Below are 20,401 nucleotides of genomic sequence, written 5' to 3' on the forward strand. Positions count from 1 at the left end.
CGGGCGGCGCCTGCAGCGTTTCCGCCCGGGCGTCGCCCATGGCGCCTGCATGCGGCCAGCAACTCCAGCCGCCGCTGCGCGAACGCGCCCGCATCAGCCGGGTCTCATGACGCCGCGCCAGTCCCTGTCCGGACAGGGCGCCGCTTGCGGTCCACCGCCCCGCTGGCCATTGCCCACCGCCCACCGCCCCGCTGGCATCCGCTACTTTCCGCCCACCACCTCTCACCCACCGTTGCGCGAGTGGTCGCAGGCTGGCGGCCTATCCGCGCCCAGGCTCACGCCGACCACAGATGAACACATCTTTACTGAAGCAATTAAAACACGCGCCTGAATATTTAAAACAATAAATTATAATATTAATTGATCAGCAGGAAAATCACAGCAACATCACCCTGAATTTCAGCATTATGGGTGAACGAATGCCTGCAACTGCCTGCGCCGTCCCCACCATACTTCCAGCCAGCTCCGGATATTCACCACGCCGGCGCCTTGCGTTACTGCTGACCTCAACCACGGCGCTGTCGTTACTATCGACGCCGCTTCTTGCCGGCCCGCCGATCTCGGCCAATGGCGTCGACCTTGGCATCCTCACCAATGTCATGGTCAGCGCCCCTCCCGGCCAGCGCGGGGTGATCGCCTACAATCCAGGCGGCGCGGTAACGCTGGACGGTGGCGTCGTCAACGTCCAGAGCACCATCGCGCAACGCAGCATTGGCCTGCTGGGCCGCAGCCAGGGCGTCATCAACAGCAGCGCCAATGTGACGACCACGGGCGACCGCGGCCATGCTGTTCAGGCGGGCAATTCCGGACCGAACGTCACGCTGTATGACGGCTCCACGGCGGGGACGGTCAATCTCACCGGCGGCCAGATAAGCACGGACGGCGGCTATTCGCTGGGCCTGCATGTGGTTGATTACGGCGTCATCAACGCCAGCAACGTCATCATCAGCACCACGGGCGCCACCAGTTTCGGCGGCCAGGCGGAAAGCGCCAGCACCATCAATCTGGTCAACGCCAGCGTCAGCACCTCCGGCGCCAGCGCAGTGGGCCTCGTCGCCAACAATGACATGGTGAAGAACTTCAATATCCCGACGGCTGGCGGCATCATCAACGCCCGCAACGTCGCCATCACCACCACGGGCCTCCAGGCTGGCGGCGCCCTCGCCTCGCATGGCGCCAGCGTCAGCCTTGAGAATGGCTCTGTCACCACCAGTGGCGATCAGGCGTTGGGGCTCTCCGCCATCATCAATGGCCAGATCAGCAGCAGCGCCAACATCACGACAAGCGGCGCGGGCGCACATGCGGCGCAGGCCGGCGGCGCCAGCGCCAGCGATCCCCTCGCAGCCTATGATGGCGCCACCGCCGGCGTCGTGACGCTGACAGGCGGCGACCTGCGCACCAGCGGCGGCGGCGCCAGGGGGCTGTATGCGACGGACGCGGGCGTCATTCACGCCACCGCCGTCGACATCGTCACAACCGGACCGGGCGCGACCGGCGCCCACGCCGACAGCAACAGCGTCATCAATCTGACCAGCGCCGTTGTCAGCGTCGCCAGCGATGCAACCCATGGCCTGCTCGCCGGCAATGATCGCCTGCCGCTCGATACGGCGGCGACCGGCGGCGTCATCAACGCCAACGGCGTCGCGGTCACGGCCCAGGGCGTCGACGGCCATGGCGTCGTGGCCCAGGACGGCGGCCGCGTCACCCTGTTCGGCGGCTCCGTGACCGCCACGGGCGACGGCGGCCAGGGCGTGGTCGCCGTCAATGGCGGACGCATCACGAGCAGCGCCGACATCACGACCCAGGGCCTGCTGGGCGTTGGGGCGCTGGCCCGCGACAATGGCTCCATCACCCTGACCAGCGGATCGGTTTCGGTCACGGCGCATATGACGCAAGGCTTGCTGGCGCATTCGGGCGGCGCGATCACCAGCGCCGCCAATGTCAGCGCCCTGGGCGACGGCTCCCACGCGGTGCAGGCCGGGCTCGCTGAAACGACGGACCCACTCTACACCGGCGCCACCGCAGGCGTGGTGACATTGACCGGCGGCGCCATCAGCTCTGCCGGCATGCTGGCGGCTGGCCTGTACGCCACCGACGGCGGACAGATCAACGCCGGCCCCGTCGCCGTGACCACCACCGGCGACGGCGGTTATGGCGCGCTGGCGCAAACCGCCAGCCGCATCAACCTGGACGGCGCGTCGTTTCATACCAGCGGCATCGCCGCGCTGGGCCTGATCGCCAGCAATGACCGGCGACGCGCGGGCCTGGACCCCGCCGCCCCTGGCGGGGTCATCCAGGGCGCCGCCAACGTGCAGACTGTGGGAACCGACGCGCACGGCGCTGTCGCGGACTTTGGCGGGCGCATTGAGCTGACCGGCGGATCGGTCAGCGTCTCCGGCGCAAACGCGCGCGGCCTGCTGGCGCATTCGGGCGGAACGATTGAAAGCGCCGCCAACATCAGCGTTTCGGGCGCCGGCGCACACGCCGTGCAGGCCGGCTTCCCGGAAATCGCCGCTCCAGCTCCTCCAGCGCATGACGGCTCCAGCGCCGGCGTTGTCAGACTGACCGGCGGCGCCGTCAACGCCAGCGGCGCGCTGGCGGCCGGGCTGTACGCTGTGGATGCCGGCAGAATTATCGCCGCCAGCGGCGTCGCCGTCACCACCAGCGGCGCCGGCGGCCACGGCGCCGTGGCGCAAACAGGCTCGCGGATCGAACTGGAAGGAACGTCCTTTCACGCTTCCGGCATCGCCGCGCACGGATTGCTCGCCGGCAATGACCGGCGGCGCGATGGCCACGACCCCGCCGCCCCTGGCGGCGTCATCATCGGCCGCGCCGATGTCCAGACCACAGGCTCGGACGCCCACGCGGCCGTGGCCGAACATGGCGGCCGGCTGGAGCTGACCGGAGGCTCCCTCGCCGCCACGGGCAGCGGAGCCGCTGGCCTCGTCGCGCGCGACGGCGGCGTTGTCCTGGCTGAAGCGGTCAGCATTTCCTCGGCGCAGGACGCGGCGATCCGGGTCCACAACAACGCCTCCGTCACGCTGAGCGGCGCGGGAGCGATTAGCGGAGCCATCGCCGCTATCGCCGCGACTTTTGACAAGGCCAGCCAGCATGCGGAGTTGCTGATCGGGCCAGGCGTTCATCTGGCGAGCCCGAGCAACGTGCTGCTGGCGGTCGATCGCAGTGGCGCCGGCGGCGACAGCGGCGTGGTGGCGCTTGCCCTCGGCGGCGGCTCGGTGGCGACCGGCGACATTCTCGACATGGACGCGAAAACGACTGGCTTCACCGATGTCGAGCTTGGCGAGAAAGCGTCCTGGAGCGGCGTGGCCAGGGGCGTACGGCACATACGGGCCGTGCACGGCGGCGGCGAGTTGCACGTCCGCGACGGCAGCCTCATCGCTGGCGACATCGCCGCCAGCAATTCAGTCCTGCGCTTTGGCGAAGGCGGCGTGCAGGTGGATGGACGCGTGACGCTCGCCGGTTCACGGGCCAACGGCGGTTCCGTGGCCAACCCCGTGCATGTCGGCGGCGACGTCCATGCGGACGCCGCTTCCATGTTTGGCGGCAACTGGCGGATTGGCGGCAATCTCGTCAATCATGGCGTCATCGCGCCCGGCAATTCGCTCGGCGTGATCCAGGTCGGCGGCAATCTGAATCTTGGCCCTTCCTCGGTCTATCACGTCGACATCAATGCCCAGGGGCAATCCGACCTGATCCAGGTCGCTGGCCAGGCGCATCTGGGCGGCAGGGTGGTGGTGGCGGCCAATCCACCCGGCAGCGGCTACGCGGTGGACGCGCGGCAGATCATCGTCACCGCCGCGAATGGCATTGGCGGCTCCACCTTTGAGGGCGGCGCCAGCTGGGCGCCGGGGCAAAGCTACGTCTTCCTGACGCCCATTTTGGGCTACGACGCCAACAACGCCTATCTCACCGTGGTGCGCAACAGCGTGCCCATGGAGGAGGTAGCCAAAACGCCGAACCAGGCGGCGGCGGCGGCGGCGGTTGACCGCCTGCCGACCGGCAACCCACTGTTCTCCATCATCGCCAACCTGCCGACCGCCGATGCCGCCGCGCAGGCGTTCGGCGCCATCTCCGGCGACGTCCACGCCTCGATCGCCGGGGCGCTGGCCGCCCAGAGCCATCATGTGCGCGATGCCATCACCGGCCGCATCCGCCAGTCGCAGGCGAATGGAGACCAGGTCAACGCCAATGACGACGCCCGGCAGATCCGGCGGCTGGAAGGGTTGAACGCAACCTTGTGGGGCCAGGCGTTTGGCGGGTGGGGCCATGCCGGAGGCGTCAGCACGGGCGTCCCCAGAATCAATCAGTCCGTCGCCGGCTTCCTGGCCGGCATCGACGCCCAGGCCTTTGACAACTGGCGACTGGGCGCCGCCGGCGGCTATAGCCGCGGCTCGTTCGACCTCAACAGCCGGGCCTCCTCAGCCGGGGCCGACAGCTACCATGTGGCGCTCTATGGCGGCGGCAAATACGCCGGGCTCGGCATGCGCTGGGGCGCCGCCTACACCTGGAACGACGCAACGGTGAGCCGCGCCATTGTCTTTCCCGGTTTCTCCGACAGCGCGCGCGGCGCCTGGCGTTCTGGCGTCGGCCAGATTTTCGGTGAGGTGGGGCAGGAGTTCCATTATGGGGCGACCACCGTCGAGCCGTTCGCGGGGCTGGCTTGGGTAGGGTTCGATGGCGAGCGCTTTCGGGAAACCGGCGGCGTCGCCGCCCTGTCCGGCAAGGCCGGCGGCATGAGCACAGCCTATTCCACGCTTGGCGCCCGCCTCGCCCACACCTTTACGCTGGCCAATGGCGCGGCGCTGACGGGGCGCGCCACGCTGGGCTGGATCCATGCCTTCGGAGACGTGAATCCGCGCGGCGGCATGTGGCTGGCCGGGGCGACGACGCCGTTCAGCGTCACTGGCGCGCCGATCGCCCGCGACAGCCTGCTGCTGGAGGCGGGGCTCGACATGCGTGTGGCGACCAACATTACCCTTGGAGCCATGTGGTCGGCGCAACTGGCGCAACACGGGCAGGCGCAATCGCTGAAAGGCAATTTCGCCGTCCGGTTCTGAGCCCTCCGGTGCGGTTGGGCGCCCGGCGACCGCGCCGCTCAACCTTGCGGCCAGCGGGGCGCGTCGCTCCCCAGGCGGCGCGCCGGAGACGCCCATTGCAACCTGACGCCCGCCGCCGAGAGGGGCTGCCGCAACCGCAGCGCCGGCCCCCAATCGGTCAGCTCTTCCCCGGGCGCATAATCATCAGCGGCGGCGGGCCGCCACCCGGCCTCGCTGGACGGTCCAGCCGCCGCGAGCAGGGCGGCGGTGCGCGCCAGCGACAGCCGCGCGGCGTGGCCTCCCCCGTCGAGCCGGCGCGCCAGGCCGCGCAAGGCCGCCGCCGCCATCAACCAGCCTGTTGCATGGTCCAGCGCCTGCACCGGCAACGGCGTCGGCGTTTCCACCCCCTTCCACGCCATGCCGGCGGCGGCGATGCCCGAACTCATCTGCACCAGGCTGTCGAAGCCCCGCCGGCCGCGCCACGGGCCACTCCAGCCCCACGCATCAAGCGAGACCTCGACGAGGCCAGGATTGACCGCGCGCCGGGTTTCAGCCCCGAGGCCGAGCCCCTCCAGAGCGCCAGGACGATAGCCGTGCGCCAGCACATCCGCCCCCTGAAGCAGCTCCATGAACCGGGCGTGGTCGCCAGGCTGGCGCAGGTCCATCCGGGCGCACATTTTTCCGGGCGTGACTTCAGGAATGACCGCCGGTTCGTCCCAGTCCGGCGGGTCGATGCGCAGCACGCTGGCGCCGCAGGCGGCGAGAAAGCGCGTCGACACCGGCCCCGCGAGCACCCGGGTGAGGTCAAGCACCCGCAGCCCCTGCAGCGGCCGCTCGCGGGTTGGCCGCCAGTGGTCGCTCCCCTGACCAGCCCGCCCGGGATCGCCCCAGCTTTCCCACGCGATCAGGGGCTCCCTGGCGACGCTGGCTCCCTGGGGGTGCTCGCGCCATTCCGACGCCAGCCGCATCCGGGCCGCGCAGCCGCCCGCATCCACGATCGCTGTCTCGAGCGCGTCGCCATCAAGCAGCGCCACGCGGCGCACCGCCTCGTTGCGGTCAGCCGGCTGGCCAAGCGCACGCAACGCTGCGCGCCTGTGCGCCGGCGCGTTGGCGTGCACCCGGATCCAGCCATCGACGCAGCGATAATCCCCCGACCAGTCGTCCCAGGCCGGCGGCAGGCTCCAGCCGCGCGGCGCCAGGGACCAGCCGAACCACAGGGAAGCGAGCCGCCGGTCGACAATGATTTCCGGGGCCAGCCCTGCGATCCTTGCCTGGAGATCCGACAGGGCAAGGCCGGCCGCCGCCACTGAAGCCGCCGCCAGGCCGGAAACGGCGAAAGCTGAGGGCAATCCGCCGGAGCCCTCAAAGGTCAGGCGACCTGGGGCCTGCGGCTGCCCTCCGAGAGCCGCCCAGATCTCTTCCGTCATGGGCAGGGCCGGTTCATGAGACATCACTTCCTGGGACATGATTTCCTCAGACATGATTGGACCGGAGATGGCCGCGCTCCTCCGGGGTGGCGAAAACCGGGGCGACACACTACCCTGCCCCATACGTCCAGATTATATCTCCCCGCAGATCAAGGTCAGGAAAGGCCGCACCGGATGGGTGGATTTCACTCGCTCTACACGCACGGGTTTTTCAGGACCGGGGCCTGCGTGCCGCGCATGGGCGTGGGCGACCCGCAGTTCAATCTGGCGCGGACGCTGGAGCTGGCGCGCCAGGCGCACGACCGGCATGTGGGGCTGGTAATTTTCCCGGAACTGGGCCTCTCCGGCTACGCCATTGACGATCTGCTGTTGCAGCAGCCGCTGCTCGACGCGGTCGATGCGGCGATCGCCGGGCTGGCGGAAGCATCGGAGGCGCTGTACCCGGTGCTGGTGGTCGGGGCGCCGCTGCGCTGGCAGGGCCGGCTGTACAATTGCGCCGTGGTTATCCATCGCGGCGAAATCCTCGGCGTGGTTCCCAAATCCTACCTGCCGAACTACCGGGAATTCTACGAGGCGCGCCATTTCACCTCCGGCCTTGGCGTCGCCGACGCGATGATCGCCGTCGCCGGCCAGGAGGCTCCGTTCGGGACCGACCTGCTGTTCCGCAGCGCCGGCAGCGCGCCGGTGACCTTCCATGTGGAGATCTGCGAGGATGTCTGGACGGCGGTTCCGCCCTCCAGCTACGCCGCCCTTGCCGGGGCGGAGCTCCTCATCAACCTCTCCGCCAGCAATATCACCATCGGCAAGGCGGAGACGCGCCGGCTGCTGTGCGGCGCCCAATCGGCGCGCACCATCGCGGCCTATGTCTATTCCGCCGCCGGGCCAGGCGAATCCACCACGGACCTCGCCTGGGACGGCCACGCCGCCATCTTCGAATATGGCGAGTTGCTGGCCGAAAGCGCGCGCTTCCCGACCGACAGCGTGTTGCTGACCGCCGACGTGGACCTCGACCGCCTGCGCCAGGAGCGGCTGCGCGTCACCACCTTCGGCGACAGCGCCCGGGCCGCGGCGGACCAGGTCAACGCCTTCCAGATGGTGGAATTCCACCTCGACGCGCCGGAAATCGACGTGGCGCTGGAGCGGCGCATCGAGCGCTTCCCTTATGTGCCAGCCGATCCGGCGCGGCTGCGGGAGGATTGCTACGAGGCGTTCAGCATCCAGGTGCAGGGCCTGGCCCAGCGCATGCGCGCGGCCGGCGCGGCGAAGCTGGTGATCGGCGTTTCCGGCGGGCTTGATTCCACCCACGCCCTGCTGGTGTGCGCCCGGGTGATGGACAGCCTCGGCAAGCCGCGCAGCGACATTCTGGCCTACACCATGCCTGGTTTCGCCACGTCGGAGGGCACGAAATCCAAGGCCTGGGCGCTGATGCGGGCGCTGGGGGCGACGGCGGCCGAGCTGGATATCCGGCCGGCGGCGCGGCAGATGCTCGCCGATCTCGGCCATCCGGCCGGCAACGGCGAAGCGGTCTACGATGTGACCTTCGAGAATGTGCAGGCCGGATTGCGCACCGACTACCTGTTCCGCCTCGCCAACCATCACAATGGCCTGGTGGTCGGCACCGGCGACCTTTCCGAGCTTGGCCTTGGCTGGTGCACCTATGGCGTTGGCGATCACATGTCGCACTACAACCCCAACGCCTCGGTGTCGAAAACCCTGATCCAGCACCTGATCCGCTTCGTCGCCCATTCCGGCGACGTGGACGCGGAAACGGCGGCGCTGCTGGAGGCGATCCTCGCCCAGGAAATCTCGCCAGAGCTGGTGCCAGCCGACGCCACCGGAGCCATCCAGTCCACCGAGGCGAAAGTGGGCCCCTACGCCCTGCAGGACTTCAACCTGTTCTATGTCACCCGCTACGGCTTCGCCCCGTCGAAGATCGCCTTCATGGCGCTGCACGCCTGGGGCGACGCGGCGCGCGGACGTTGGCCGGCCAATATCGCGGAGCGCGACCACCGGGCCTACGCCCTGGCCGAGATCCGCAAATGGCTGGAAGTGTTCCTGTTCCGCTTCTTCGCCATTAGCCAGTTCAAGCGTTCAGCCGTGCCGAACGGTCCGAAAATCTCCTCCGGCGGCTCACTGTCGCCGCGCGGCGACTGGCGGGCGCCGTCGGATGGCAACGCCAGGGTCTGGCTGGACGAGCTGAAGCGTAATACGCCCGAAGCCTGAGCCGTCTACATTCCGGCAGCATAAACGGAGAGCTGGAATGAGAAAGAGCGCGCCCCACGACAGTCAGCCGCGCGACCTGCTGTCGCGAACGGACCCCCAGGACATGCGTCCGGCAAATGGATCCGGGCGCGATGACCTCGGCTCTACCAGCGGCCTGTCGCCGGAGCACGGCGGCGCCCTGGAAGTATTTCTCGCCTTCCTCCGCCTCGGCCTCACCGCCTTCGGCGGGCCCGCTGCGCATATAGGCTACTTTCGCGAAGCATTCGTGCTGCGTCGGCGCTGGCTGTCGGAAACCGATTTCGCAGCGCTGATCGCGCTCTGCCAGTTCCTGCCGGGCCCCGGCTCCAGCCAGGCCGGCTTCGCCATCGGCGTGCAGCGCACCGGCGGCATCGGGGGCGGCGTCGCGGCGTTTCTCGGCTTCACCGCCCCCAGCGCCATTATCATGACGGCGCTGGCCTCCGGGGCCAGCGCCCTGCAGGGGCCGCTCGCCGCCGGCATGCTGCATGGCCTGAAGCTCACCGCCGTCGCGGTGGTGGCCCATGCGGTCTGGGGCATGGCGCGGCTGCTGACGCCAGACCGGGCGCGGGCCACCATTGCGCTTGTCGCGCTGGCCATCGTCACGCCGGGCGGCGTGGCGGCGCAATTGCTGGCGATCGGCGCCGGTGGGCTGCTGGGACTGGCCGTTTGCCGGGATGCTGCGGCGAATGGCGCGCCAGCGACCGCACGCGGGCCAGTGTCCCGCCGCGCCGGAACGGCGGCGCTTGCCATGTTCGCTGGATTGTTCCTGTTGCTGCCGATGGCCGCCAGCCTCTGGGGCGGCGGCTTCTCGCTGTTCAGCGCTTTCTACCGCACCGGATCGCTGGTGTTTGGCGGCGGTCATGTGGTGTTGCCGCTGTTGCAGGCGGAAGTCGCCGCGCCGGCGGGCATCCCCCCCGATGCGTTTCTCACCGGCTACGCCCTTGCCCAGGCCATGCCCGGGCCCATGTTCGCCTTCGCCGCCTGGCTGGGGGCGCTGATGCCCACGCCGCCCACGGGCGCCCTGGGCGCGGCGCTGGCGGTTCTGGCCATATTCCTGCCGGGCCAGTTGCTGGTGTACGGAACCCTGCCGTTTTGGGCCAGACTGCGCGCCAATCCGCGCGCCGCCGCCGCCATGGCCGGCGCCAACGCGGCGGTGGTCGGCATTCTGGGCGCCGCCCTGTATCAGCCGCTGTGGACCAGCGCCGTGTTTACGCCGCGGGATTTCGTGCTGGCGGTCGCCGGATTTCTGCTGCTGGCGGTCTGGAAAGCCCCGCCATGGAGCGTCGCCCTGGCCGGCGCGGGCGCTGGCGCGCTGCTGGCGATGCTTCCCGGCTGATCCGGCCCGTCATTTTCGCGACGCCGGCGCGGCGTTAAACCCGGCCAGATGGCTTGCCCTTGCCGGCAACCGCTGTAAGGGTCTTTCCATATCTGCAGTTCCCGAACGCCGGAGATTACCGCCATGAAATCGCGCGCCGCCGTCGCTGTCGCCGCCAACAGGCCTCTCGAAATCATGGAGGTTGATCTGGAAGGGCCGAAGTACGGCGAGGTGCTGGTGGAGGTGAAGGCCACCGGCATCTGCCATACGGACGCCTACACCCTGTCGGGCCTCGACCCGGAAGGGCTGTTTCCCGCCATCCTTGGCCATGAGGGCGCCGGCGTTGTCGTGGATGTGGGGCCTGGCGTCTCCACCCTGAAGAAGGGCGACCACGTCATTCCGCTGTACACGCCGGAATGCCGCCAGTGCAAAACCTGCCTGTCGCAGCGCTCCAACCTCTGCACGGCGATCCGCGCCACCCAGGGCAAGGGCGTGATGCCGGACGGCACCAGCCGCTTCTCCTGCGACGGCGACCCGGTGCTGCATTACATGGGGTGCTCGACCTTCTCGAATTACACGGTGCTGCCGGAAATCGCTCTGGCGAAGGTTCGCGAAGACGCTCCGTTCGACAAGATCTGCTACATCGGCTGCGGCGTCACCACCGGCATTGGCGCGGTGATCCACACGGCCAAGGTGTGGCCGGGGGCGAATGTGGTGGTGTTCGGCCTCGGCGGCATTGGCCTCAATGTCCTCCAGGGCGCGCGCATGGTGGGCGCGGACAAGATCATTGGCGTGGACCTCAACCCGTCCAGGCGCGCCATGGCCGAGAAGTTCGGCATGACCCATTTCATCAACCCCAACGAGGTTGGCCGCGACAAGGTGGTGCAGGCCATTGTCGACGCGACAGACGGCGGCGCCGACTTCTCCTTCGACGCTACGGGCAACACCGAAGTGATGCGTCAGGCGTTGGAATGCTGCCATCGCGGCTGGGGCGAGTCGATCATCATCGGCGTCGCTGAAGCCGGGAAGGAAATCGCCACCCGCCCGTTCCAGCTGGTCACCGGGCGCGTCTGGAAGGGCACCGCCTTTGGCGGCGCGCGCGGCCGCACCGACGTGCCGAAGATCGTCGACTGGTACATGGAGGGGAAGATCAATATCGACGACCTGATCACCCACAAGCTGCCGCTGGAGCGCATCAACGAGGGTTTCGACCTGATGCACGAAGGCAAGTCGATCCGCACCGTGGTGGAGTTCTGATTTCTGGAAGCAGGCGGGGGGAGCGTCGCTCCGCCCGCCAGTTTGAGGCCGGGGCCGCGGCCTTGCCGGCATGGCTGATGTCCGCCTGAACAAGACATGACCGGGGCTCGCAATGGCGCACGCCGGCGCCCCGCCCTCACCATTTTCCTGCAAGAGCGTGATCAGATCCCGAGCGGCGGAACGCGCTCGCCGCCATTGCGGCCGCCTGATGCGAACTGGCTGGGGCTTGCGCCTGTCAGCCCCGGATCTGCCTGCCGCCGCCGCCCACCGCCGTTGCGATGGCCCGCCCCGGCTGATCATGGCCGGCGACCTGCGCCGCAGACGCCAGCACCTGGCAGAAGCGCAGCCGGCTGAAGGCGCAACGCGAGCCTTCGCCAATGACGAAGGCTCGCGGCAGCAGGCCAAATCCGGCATGCGGACATACGGGCAAACAGCTGATATTCAACAAAAAAATTGGCTACATTCGCCAAACGCCGCCTTGGAGGCCGCGACATGCCGGACCATGACAAAACAGGTGAGATATCCTGTCTAAATCATGGTTAATAAATAAAAAAACAAGAATTCTTCATGCAATGATTCAGGAAGACGCCTTCCCTGCCGGCTTACGCCGGCGGGTAATTTCCACCATGACCCCATCGATAATCGCGGGCACGGGCGCGCCGGGCTTTTCGACCTCCACTGTGACCGCGTCGATCAGCGGAAAGGTCGCGAGCACATCAGTGGCGATGGCGTCGGCGAGGCCCTCGATGGTCCGGAACCGGCGATCAAGCGTGACCCGCGTGGCGCGTTCCGTCAGCTCCGCATAGCAGACCGAGGCGTGCCAGTCGTCGTTGCGCGCCGCCTCGCTCAGGTCGAGCACGCAATCCAGCGACACGAAAAAGCGCTGTCCGAGCCGCGCTTCTTCCGGGTGCAGCCCATGATGTGCGTAAATGGCGATGCGGGAGACCTTGATCCTGTCACTCAAAGGCGCATGCTCCTGGTGCGCCGGATCCGCCGGCTTCGCCAGGCTTTATACCCGTCAGAGCATGGCAGCAAGGGCGCGGCGGCAACAGCGCGGCAGAACGGGCGCCGCAGAGTGCACGCGCCAGCAAGCCGCCGGGCCACGCCACTGGCGGCGCAGAACCCGGCGCCCTGCCGTGCGGGCCGGCGCAGACAACGGCAGCCCGCCAGGGCGGGGCCGGTCATGACAGGGCCAGAACGCGGCGAAGCCAGATCAGGCAGTCTGGTTGGCCTGAGCTGCGGAACAGGGCCCGCCCTTGCCCACGATGGTTTCCGCCCCTTTTGAAACTGGTCCGACCCCAGGGAGCAGATGATGCAACCAGACCCCGACGCACCTCTTGAGAACAACGAAATCCTTCGTAGGCTGGCGGATATCCCCGGCGGCTGGACGCTGGAGAGCGACGCCATTGTCCGGGTTTATCCAACCGCCGGATGGAAAGCGTCGCTCATGCTGGGCAACGCCATCGGCTTCCTGTGCGAGACTGCCTGGCATCACCCGGACATGACCCTGTCTTGGGGGCGCGTGCGCGTATCGCTTTCGACCCATTCCGCCGGGGGCGTCACGGCCCGCGACCTGGAGCTTGCGGAACGGATAGAGGCGCTGGTCACGTGGACGCCGGCTGGAGGCGCGCTGGAGGGCATTCCGCCAGGCTCGTCGCACGCCATTCTGGAAGAACCGCCGGCAACGGGCTGAACGCCGCGCCAGGACCATGCGTTGTGACATGGTCATGCGTTGTGACAGGACCATGCGTCGCGACGGGCGCTGAAGGCCGGCGCGCCGAATCGTGCGGCCGCCGCGCTGGCCCTGTTCCGGGCCGATCTGCCCGCGCCAGTCCGCGTTGCGCTGTGACAACCGCATCCGGACGGGCGCTATCAACGAAATTTTATGCGGAGATTACGTGCAGACCAGACAATGACTTAACGGCATATCAGCGCTGCTTTTGACGGCATCCCCCTGTCGTTACGGCACAGGTTGCATTGCCGGCTCTTCAAATTCACCTCTTTCGATGACAAGTGTCATTAACCATTTGTTCATCAAGGGCGCGGGCGACAGGCTCCGCCGGGAGGCAGAACGCGTGCAGCTGGTGCTGGGCATCGACACCGTGGGCGGCGGCTGGAACGCCGTCATGACCATCGCCAGGGCGCTGGCGATGCGCGGGTTCGACGTGACCCTGGCGATGCTTGGCCCCGAGCCAGACCAGCGGCAGACGGCTGAGATAGCCGAAGCCCCGAACCTGCGGGCCATGCCGGCCCACGCGGTCGCCGCGCGGCTGGCGGATTCCTTTGGCGAGTTGCAGGCGGCCGGACAGGCTGTGGCGCGTCTGGCCAATGTCCTGGCGGTCGATCTGGTCGTGCTGCATCATCCGGCGCTGGCGGCGTTCGGCCCGTTCCAGGCCCCGGTTGTGGTGTCGCCTGACGGGCGGGACATCATCGTCGCCAGCCGCGCGCGCCAGGCGCCAGGTCACGAGTGGCGCGCCCGGCTTTTGCGCAGCGGTTACCAGACCGCCACGGGCGTCGTCGCCCCCAGCCACGCCGACGCGGGCGACATTATGGACGCCCACCGCCTGCGGCGCCCGCCACGGGTGATCCGGCGGACGTATGCGCCATGGGTCGCGGATCGCCCCGCCGTCGACCTGACGTCCTACGCCATCGCCGCGCACCAGACGGGCGATGGGCGGGAAAACCTGACGTCGCTGAATGAAGCCGCCTTCCTGTGCCCGCATCCGGTGATGCTCTCCGGGGCCAGCGCTGGAAAAGTGGCGGACACCGGACACCTCTGGGCGCTGGGCGCCCTGTCGCCTGGCCAGATCCAGCGCTGGCTGGATGGCGCCCAGGCATTCGTTTCAGCCGCCGCCGGCGATAGCGACGGCGAAATGACCTGGCGAGCCGCCGAGGCCGGCTGCGCCATGGTGCTGGCCGACGCGCCTGACTATCGCGAGTTGTGGGACGGCGCGGCTGCCTTCACGCCAGAAGGCGACGCCGTGGGGCTGGCGCGGACGCTGACGGCGCTGATGGCGGACAGCGGACGACGCAAGCAACTGGCCAACGCCGCCCGCACGATCGCCAGGGCGTGGACTGTCGACAAGGCGGCCGCGTCATGGGGAGAACTGTTGACCGATATTGTCGCCACGACGCCGCGAAGCAGCGTCGCCTGAAGTGCGCGGGATGCCTTGACGCGGAATGCCCGGTTCCGTGCTTCCGCCCGGCCCGGCCAGAGGCAGCCGTCTTTGGGGCGAAAATATTTGCAACAGGAGATTTGGGAACAGGCGTATTGCCGCCAGCCCGATCCATCTGTCCGCTACCCTTTATCCATCCGACTGCGACCCTTTGCTCCCGCCCCTGGCGCGGCTCTGGCCAACCGGGGCCCTTGGCCCGCCCTGCCCCCCATGCCACATTCCCCTGATGGCGCACTCCACTTTGGCCTACCTCCCTGGGGCGCATTCCCGTTTGGCGCGCTGTCATCGCGACTGGCGCTCTCCCACGCACACGGTCCGCGCCAGAGGCGCAGCTGCGGCATCGTTAGCTGGAACTTTGCCTTACCCTTTTGAGTTGCTGCCTTGGCATGCCGCTCTCCCGGCGCCCTCCGCGAAATGGCCGCCATTTCTCTGGCAACGTCGCGCGCCAGGGCGCACAAATGTGGACGCGTCCGAAACCTGCGCGGCCGAGGCATCGCTGCGGCTTCAACGGGGCCAGGTGAGGCAACCTCATCCGGCTTTGGCCTCAGGCGCCCATATGGGCGCCTGAACCTGCGCCGCCCTCTTTTTGCGCTGGCGCCCTGCCAGCGCCCGGATCTCATGGAGCGACAATGCCGACCGCATTCCTCAACGATCTGTTCGCCACGCTGTCCGAACGCGGGCGCGCGCTGCTGGGGCGCCCGAAAGGCCCCATCAAAGGGGGAGACCTGGTCGAACTGGGCGAAAACCTGCTGTCGCGGCAGGGCGAAGCCTCCGGCGTGGCGCTGGCCGCCGCGATTATCGGCAGCTACGACGCCGCGCCGCCGCCGTCGCGCCTCACCTTCCTGACGGCCCTGGCCGACCGCTTCGGCCCCGACATGGACGAGGTCAAGGGCGCCCTGAAAGCCGTTGAAAAAGACGCCTCGCCCGCCAACGTACAGAAGCTGCACCGCGCCACCGAAGCCCGCCGTCAGGAGCTGCTGCGGCGGCTCAACCTGGCGCCGGGCGGGACGGCGGCGCTGGTGCGAATGCGCGAGGAGCTGCTCGACCATCTGCCGGCCCAGCCGGATCTCCAGGGCGTCGACAGGGACTTCGCCCATATGTTCTCCACCTGGTTCAACAGGGGTTTCCTCGTGCTGCGCCATATCGACTGGACCACGCCAGCCAACATTCTGGAAAAGATCATCCGTTATGAGGCGGTGCACGCCATCCAGGACTGGGACGATCTGCGCAACCGGCTGGAGCCGTCCGACCGGCGTTGCTACGGCTTTTTCCATCCGCAACTTGCCGACGATCCGCTGATCTTCGTGGAAGTGGCGCTGACCACCGGCATCCCCGACGCCATCGCGCCGCTGCTTGACACCAGCCGCAAGCCAATCGCCGCCGAGGAGGCGACGACTGCGGTGTTCTATTCCATCTCGAACACCCAGCGCGGCCTTGGCGGCGTCAGCTTCGGCAATTTCCTCATCAAGCAGGTGGTGGAGGAGCTGAAGCGCGAGCTGCCGCAGCTGAAAACCTTCGTCACGCTGTCGCCGGCGCCTGGCTTCGCCAGCTGGCTGAAAAAGGAGCGCGCAAAAGAGGATTCGGAGTTCCTCGACGCATCCCTGCGCGATTCGCTGAAGCTGCTGGACGAGCCGGGCTGGCAGGACAGCGCCGACATGCGCGAGGCGCTGCGTAAACCCATGACGCAGCTGGCCGCCAGCTATTATCTGAGCGCCCGCAACGCCGCCGGCCGGCCCGTCGATCCGGTGGCGCGCTTCCACCTCGGCAATGGCGCCCGGCTGGAGGCCATCGACTATCTGGGCGACACCTCGCCCAAGGGCATGGCCCAGGCGCACGGCTTCATGGTGAACTATCTCTATGCGCTCGACGACATCGAGAAGAACCACGAGGCCTTCGTCGAGCAGGGCGAAGTTGCCGCCTCCGCCGCCGTGAAAAAGCTGCTGCGCGGCAATGGCGGCCGCCTGCCGGCCGCGAAGAACGGCCGGGAGCCAAAGAAGGAACCCCAGGAGAACGGAGCTGTGGCGTGACGCGGCGACGGAAATCGCGTCTACTTCACGCGCAAACGTCTTTGGGGAGAGCGCCTGCATGAGCCGCAATCTGTTCGACCGGCTGTTCGCCTCCGGGCTGGATCTGGCGCGGGTCGCCATCCGCCATCCGGACGGCTCCGTCAGCACCTATGGCGATCTGGCGGCGCGCGCGGGCCAGTTGGCCAACGCGCTTGTCAGCCTCGGCGTTCAGCCTGGCGACCGGGTGGCGGTGCAGGTGGAGAAGAGCGCCGAGGCGCTGACGCTCTATCTGGCCTGCCTGCGCGCCGGCGCCATCTACCTGCCGCTCAACACCGGCTACACCCTGGCGGAGCTGTCGTATTTCATTGGCGACGCCGAACCGGCGCTGGTGGTCTGCGACCCGGCGCGAGAGGCCGGCGTGGGGGAGATCGCCCGGAAGCCGGAATCTGGCGCCCGCATCGCAACGCTGGACAGCCACGGCAAGGGCTCGCTGAGCGTCGCCGCCGACGCACAGCCAGCGACGTTCGCCACGGTGGCGCGCGGCGACGATGATCTCGCCGCCATCCTCTACACCTCCGGCACCACCGGGCGCTCGAAAGGCGCCATGCTCAGCCACGACAATCTGGCGTCGAATTCGCTGACCTTGCGGGACTACTGGCGCTTCACCGCTGATGACGCGCTGATCCACGCCCTGCCGATCTATCATACTCACGGCCTGTTCGTGGCGACCAACGTCACCTTCTTCGCCGGCGGCTCGCTGATCCTGATGCCAAAGTTCGATGCGGACGCGGTCATCGCCGCGATGCCGCGGGCGACGGCAATGATGGGCGTGCCGACCTTCTACACCCGCCTGCTGCAGCACCCCGGCCTGACGCGCGAGCTGACGGCCAACATGCGCCTATTCGTTTCCGGCTCAGCCCCGCTGCTGGCGGAGACGCACAACGAATGGAGCGCGCGCACCGGCCACGCCATTCTTGAACGCTATGGCATGACCGAAACCAACATGAACACCTCCAACCCTTACGAAGGCGCGCGCATCGCCGGCACCGTCGGCCTGCCGCTGCCGGGCGTGGCGCTGCGCATTGTCGACCCGGACAGCGGCGCCCCCCTGGCCAATGGCGACATCGGCATGATCGAGGTCAGGGGGCCGAACGTGTTCAAGGGCTACTGGCGCATGCCTGAGAAGACCGCCGCCGAATTCCGGCCTGACGGCTTCTTCATCACGGGCGACCTGGGGCGGATCGACGAAAACGGCTATGTCCAGATCGTCGGACGCGGCAAGGATCTGATTATCAGCGGCGGCTTCAACGTCTATCCCAAGGAGGTGGAAAGCGAGATCGACGCCCTTGATGGGGTGATCGAGAGCGCTGTCATCGGCGCGCCGCACCCGGATTTCGGCGAGGGCGTCACCGCCGTGGTGGTGGCAAGCGACAAAAGCCTGGACGAGGCGCGGGTGCTGAAGGCGCTCGATGGCCGGCTGGCCAAGTTCAAGCTGCCGAAACGGGTGCTGTTCGCCGACGAACTGCCGCGCAACAGCATGGGCAAGGTGCAGAAGAACCTGCTGCGCGACGCCCACAAGCATCTGTACGCCTGACGGCCGGACCCGACCCCCAAAAAACCCGATGGGTCGGACCCATCGGGTGTCGGCATGGGCAGGCGGGCGCTGGCGCGCAGGCCGCCATGCCAGATCGCATCATGAAAAACGGCGCCCGGGAGGGCGCCGCTGTCATATGGATCTCAGTGCTGGTGGGCGATGATCTTCGCCTTGATGTCATCATAGACATTCTGCGGCACGATCTTCTTCTGCACCAGCTCGTCCTTGCCCTTGTATGGCCGGCCCTTGATGATGGCTTCGGCGCGCACCGGACCGACGCCCTTCAGGGCTTCGAGCTGCTCCTTGGTGGCGGTGTTGAGGTCAAGCAACGGCGCCTTGTCGGCTTTTGCCGGCTTCGCAGCGGCGGGCGCCTGTTTCATGGGGGCGGGCGCCTGCTGGGTCGTCGCCGGCGCCTGTTGGGTGGCGGCGGGACCTTTCATCGGGGCGGGTTGCGTCTGGGTCGTCTGCGCCAGCGCAGGGGTCGCAAGCAGCGCGAGGGTTGCAAAACCTGTCATCACCAGTTTACGCATTGTCATACTCTCCCATAGGACTGACGCATGGTCGTCCGGCGCAAGGCCGGCGCCCCTAATCTTCCCTGTTTCGGTTTTTTCGCGGCGCTTCATGGCGCGCGCCACCGGAAACATCCAAGAGGTGACCTGACCTCACGGCCAGATTATGGTGCGACACAGGCGAAATCCTGTCGCCTGTTTTCTGAAAACCCGCAGCAAACAACTGATATATTTCATGTTAAACGGATGCGCTTCGCCCTGGCGATCGCCTTTCAACTGAATGTGACATACCTTGCCAGCTGATCAGGACACGCCAGATCCATTTCCCAGCGCCCGGGAACCGGGGGACGCGGCGACGCGCATGGCCCCGCTTGCCAGCCTTCCCCTGTTTTTCAAGCCGGCTGGCCGCCGGGTGGTGCTGGCCGGCGCCAGCGAAGGGGCCAGCTGGAAAGCGGAGCTGCTCGCCGCCACTGGCGCCCGCCTGGAGATTTACGCGCCAGATGATGTGGAGACGCCGGAAGGCATGCTGCGGCTGGCGCGGGCGCATCCGGAGCGCGTAATCCTGCACAGGCGCGACTGGCGGGCGGAAGACCTGGCGGGGGCCATGCTGGCCATCGGCGATTTTGCCAGCGAGGACGAGGCGCGGCGGTTTGCCGAAGCGGCGCGGGCGGCGGGCGCGCCGGTCAATTGCGTTGACCGGCCGGCCCTGTGCGATTTCCAGTTCGGCTCGATCGTCAACCGTTCGCCGCTGGTGGTCGGCATTTCCACCGATGGCGCGGCGCCGGTATTCGGCCAGGCGGTGCGGGCCCGCATCGAAACGTTGCTGCCGGAAACCTTCCGTCGCTGGGCCGACGCCGCCCGGCGCTGGCGAACCGAAGTGCAGGAGCGGCGCTGGCCATTCCGCACCCGGCGGCGGTTCTGGGAGAGCTTCACCGCCCAGGCCTTCACCACGCCCGAACAGGAGCCGGACGAGCGCCTGCGCGACGCCCTGCTGGCCGCCGCCGAAACCGGCGACCGGGCGGCGGCGCGAGGCGCCGTCAACCTCGTTGGCGCCGGCCCCGGCAATCCGGAGCTGCTGACCCTGCGCGCCGTGCGCCTGCTGCAATCGGCCGACGTGATTCTCTACGACGATCTCATCGCGCCAGGAACGCTGGACTTCGCCCGGCGCGAGGCGCGGCTGATCCACGTGGGCAAGCGTGGGCACAAACCCTCCTGCACCCAGCAGGACATCAATGCGCAACTGGTGCGGCTGGCGGAGGAAGGTTTGCAGGTGGTGCGCCTCAAGGGCGGCGATCCGATGATTTTTGGCCGGGCCGGCGAGGAAATCGCCGCGCTGACGGCAGCCGGCATCCCCTGCGCCGTCACGCCAGGCGTTACCGCCGCCAGCGGCGCGGCCGCCGGCATGGCGACATCCCTGACCCATCGCGACGCGGCGCAGCGGTTGCAGTTCATCACGGCGCACGCCCGCGACGGCGCCCTGCCCGAGGATCTGGACTGGCGCGCCCTGGCCGATCCGGCGGCCACCACCGTGGTCTACATGGGGTTGGCCACCCTTGAAGCGCTGGTGGCCCGGCTGCTGGCGGCGGGGCTGGACCCGCGAACCCCGGCCGCCCTGGCGGCGCGCGCCACCCTGCCGGACGAAACCATCGTGCATGCGCCAGTGGCGGAGCTGGCGCAAAAGGTCCGGACGTCAAACATCGCCGGGCCGGCTCTGGTCATCATCGGCCACGCGGTGGCCCTGGGACCGAAATCGCCGGCGTAGCGCTGGATCAGGCGCGCACTGCGCTCTGGAATGATCAACGCGCTCCGCGCTACCAGG

The 20,401-nt window shown here is 68.1% G+C and carries 13 protein-coding genes; 10 read left to right on the forward strand and 3 right to left on the reverse strand.

Features of this window, described 5'->3' with window-relative positions; translation table 11 throughout:
- The first annotated feature begins 419 nt into the window (after window positions 1–419).
- On the forward strand, window positions 420–5,078 hold the full coding sequence (locus tag ACERNI_RS08620; protein WP_448832873.1) for an autotransporter domain-containing protein: 4,659 nt from the start codon (window positions 420–422) through the stop codon (window positions 5,076–5,078).
- A gap of 38 nt (window positions 5,079–5,116) precedes the next feature.
- Here the strand turns inward: ACERNI_RS08620 and ACERNI_RS08625 are convergent, their stop codons facing one another.
- Window positions 5,117–6,508, reverse strand: coding sequence for a CoA transferase (locus tag ACERNI_RS08625; protein ID WP_448832874.1), 1,392 nt, complete (start codon window positions 6,506–6,508; stop codon window positions 5,117–5,119).
- A 150-nt stretch (window positions 6,509–6,658) separates the two neighbouring features.
- Between ACERNI_RS08625 and ACERNI_RS08630 the strand changes: the two genes are divergently transcribed.
- From ACERNI_RS08630 to ACERNI_RS08640, 3 genes are all read left to right on the forward strand, one after another.
- A complete protein-coding gene (locus ACERNI_RS08630; protein WP_448832875.1) occupies window positions 6,659–8,707 on the forward strand; it encodes an NAD(+) synthase in 2,049 nt (682 codons plus the stop codon).
- Between the two features lie 37 nt (window positions 8,708–8,744).
- Window positions 8,745–10,061 (forward strand): chromate efflux transporter, encoded by a 1,317-nt coding sequence (gene chrA, locus ACERNI_RS08635; protein WP_448832876.1) that lies wholly within the window; start codon window positions 8,745–8,747, stop codon window positions 10,059–10,061.
- A 123-nt stretch (window positions 10,062–10,184) separates the two neighbouring features.
- Window positions 10,185–11,297, forward strand: a complete 1,113-nt coding sequence (locus tag ACERNI_RS08640) for an S-(hydroxymethyl)glutathione dehydrogenase/class III alcohol dehydrogenase (protein ID WP_448832877.1) — start codon at window positions 10,185–10,187, stop codon at window positions 11,295–11,297.
- A gap of 577 nt (window positions 11,298–11,874) precedes the next feature.
- On the opposite strand, the gene folB is transcribed toward ACERNI_RS08640, so the two are convergent.
- Window positions 11,875–12,261, reverse strand: a complete 387-nt coding sequence (gene folB, locus ACERNI_RS08645; protein ID WP_448832878.1) for a dihydroneopterin aldolase — start codon at window positions 12,259–12,261, stop codon at window positions 11,875–11,877.
- Window positions 12,262–12,606: 345 nt separating this feature from the next.
- Between folB and ACERNI_RS08650 the strand changes: the two genes are divergently transcribed.
- From ACERNI_RS08650 to ACERNI_RS08665, 4 genes are all read left to right on the forward strand, one after another.
- Window positions 12,607–12,990, forward strand: coding sequence for a 4a-hydroxytetrahydrobiopterin dehydratase (locus ACERNI_RS08650; RefSeq protein WP_448832879.1), 384 nt, complete (start codon window positions 12,607–12,609; stop codon window positions 12,988–12,990).
- A 382-nt stretch (window positions 12,991–13,372) separates the two neighbouring features.
- Window positions 13,373–14,452, forward strand: coding sequence for a glycosyltransferase (locus tag ACERNI_RS08655; RefSeq protein WP_448832880.1), 1,080 nt, complete (start codon window positions 13,373–13,375; stop codon window positions 14,450–14,452).
- Window positions 14,453–15,102: 650 nt separating this feature from the next.
- Complete coding sequence (locus ACERNI_RS08660) at window positions 15,103–16,500, forward strand: malonyl-CoA decarboxylase (RefSeq protein ID WP_448832881.1); 1,398 nt, start codon at window positions 15,103–15,105, stop codon at window positions 16,498–16,500.
- Window positions 16,501–16,558: 58 nt separating this feature from the next.
- Entirely contained in the window at window positions 16,559–18,073 is a 1,515-nt protein-coding gene (locus ACERNI_RS08665) for a malonate--CoA ligase (RefSeq protein ID WP_448832882.1), read from the forward strand.
- A gap of 143 nt (window positions 18,074–18,216) precedes the next feature.
- On the opposite strand, the gene ACERNI_RS08670 is transcribed toward ACERNI_RS08665, so the two are convergent.
- Window positions 18,217–18,609 (reverse strand): ComEA family DNA-binding protein, encoded by a 393-nt coding sequence (locus ACERNI_RS08670; protein WP_448832883.1) that lies wholly within the window; start codon window positions 18,607–18,609, stop codon window positions 18,217–18,219.
- A gap of 21 nt (window positions 18,610–18,630) precedes the next feature.
- Here ACERNI_RS08670 and ACERNI_RS08675 point away from each other — a divergent pair, with 21 nt between their 5' ends.
- Both ACERNI_RS08675 and cysG read left to right on the forward strand, forming a co-directional pair.
- Entirely contained in the window at window positions 18,631–18,885 is a 255-nt protein-coding gene (locus ACERNI_RS08675) for a hypothetical protein (RefSeq protein ID WP_448832884.1), read from the forward strand.
- Window positions 18,886–18,943: 58 nt separating this feature from the next.
- Window positions 18,944–20,344 carry a siroheme synthase CysG gene (cysG, locus tag ACERNI_RS08680; RefSeq protein ID WP_448832885.1) on the forward strand — a complete coding sequence of 467 codons (1,401 nt, stop codon included), beginning with the start codon at window positions 18,944–18,946 and terminating at the stop codon, window positions 20,342–20,344.
- Window positions 20,345–20,401: the final 57 nt, after the last annotated feature.

Source organism: Camelimonas sp. ID_303_24 (assembly GCF_053543495.1).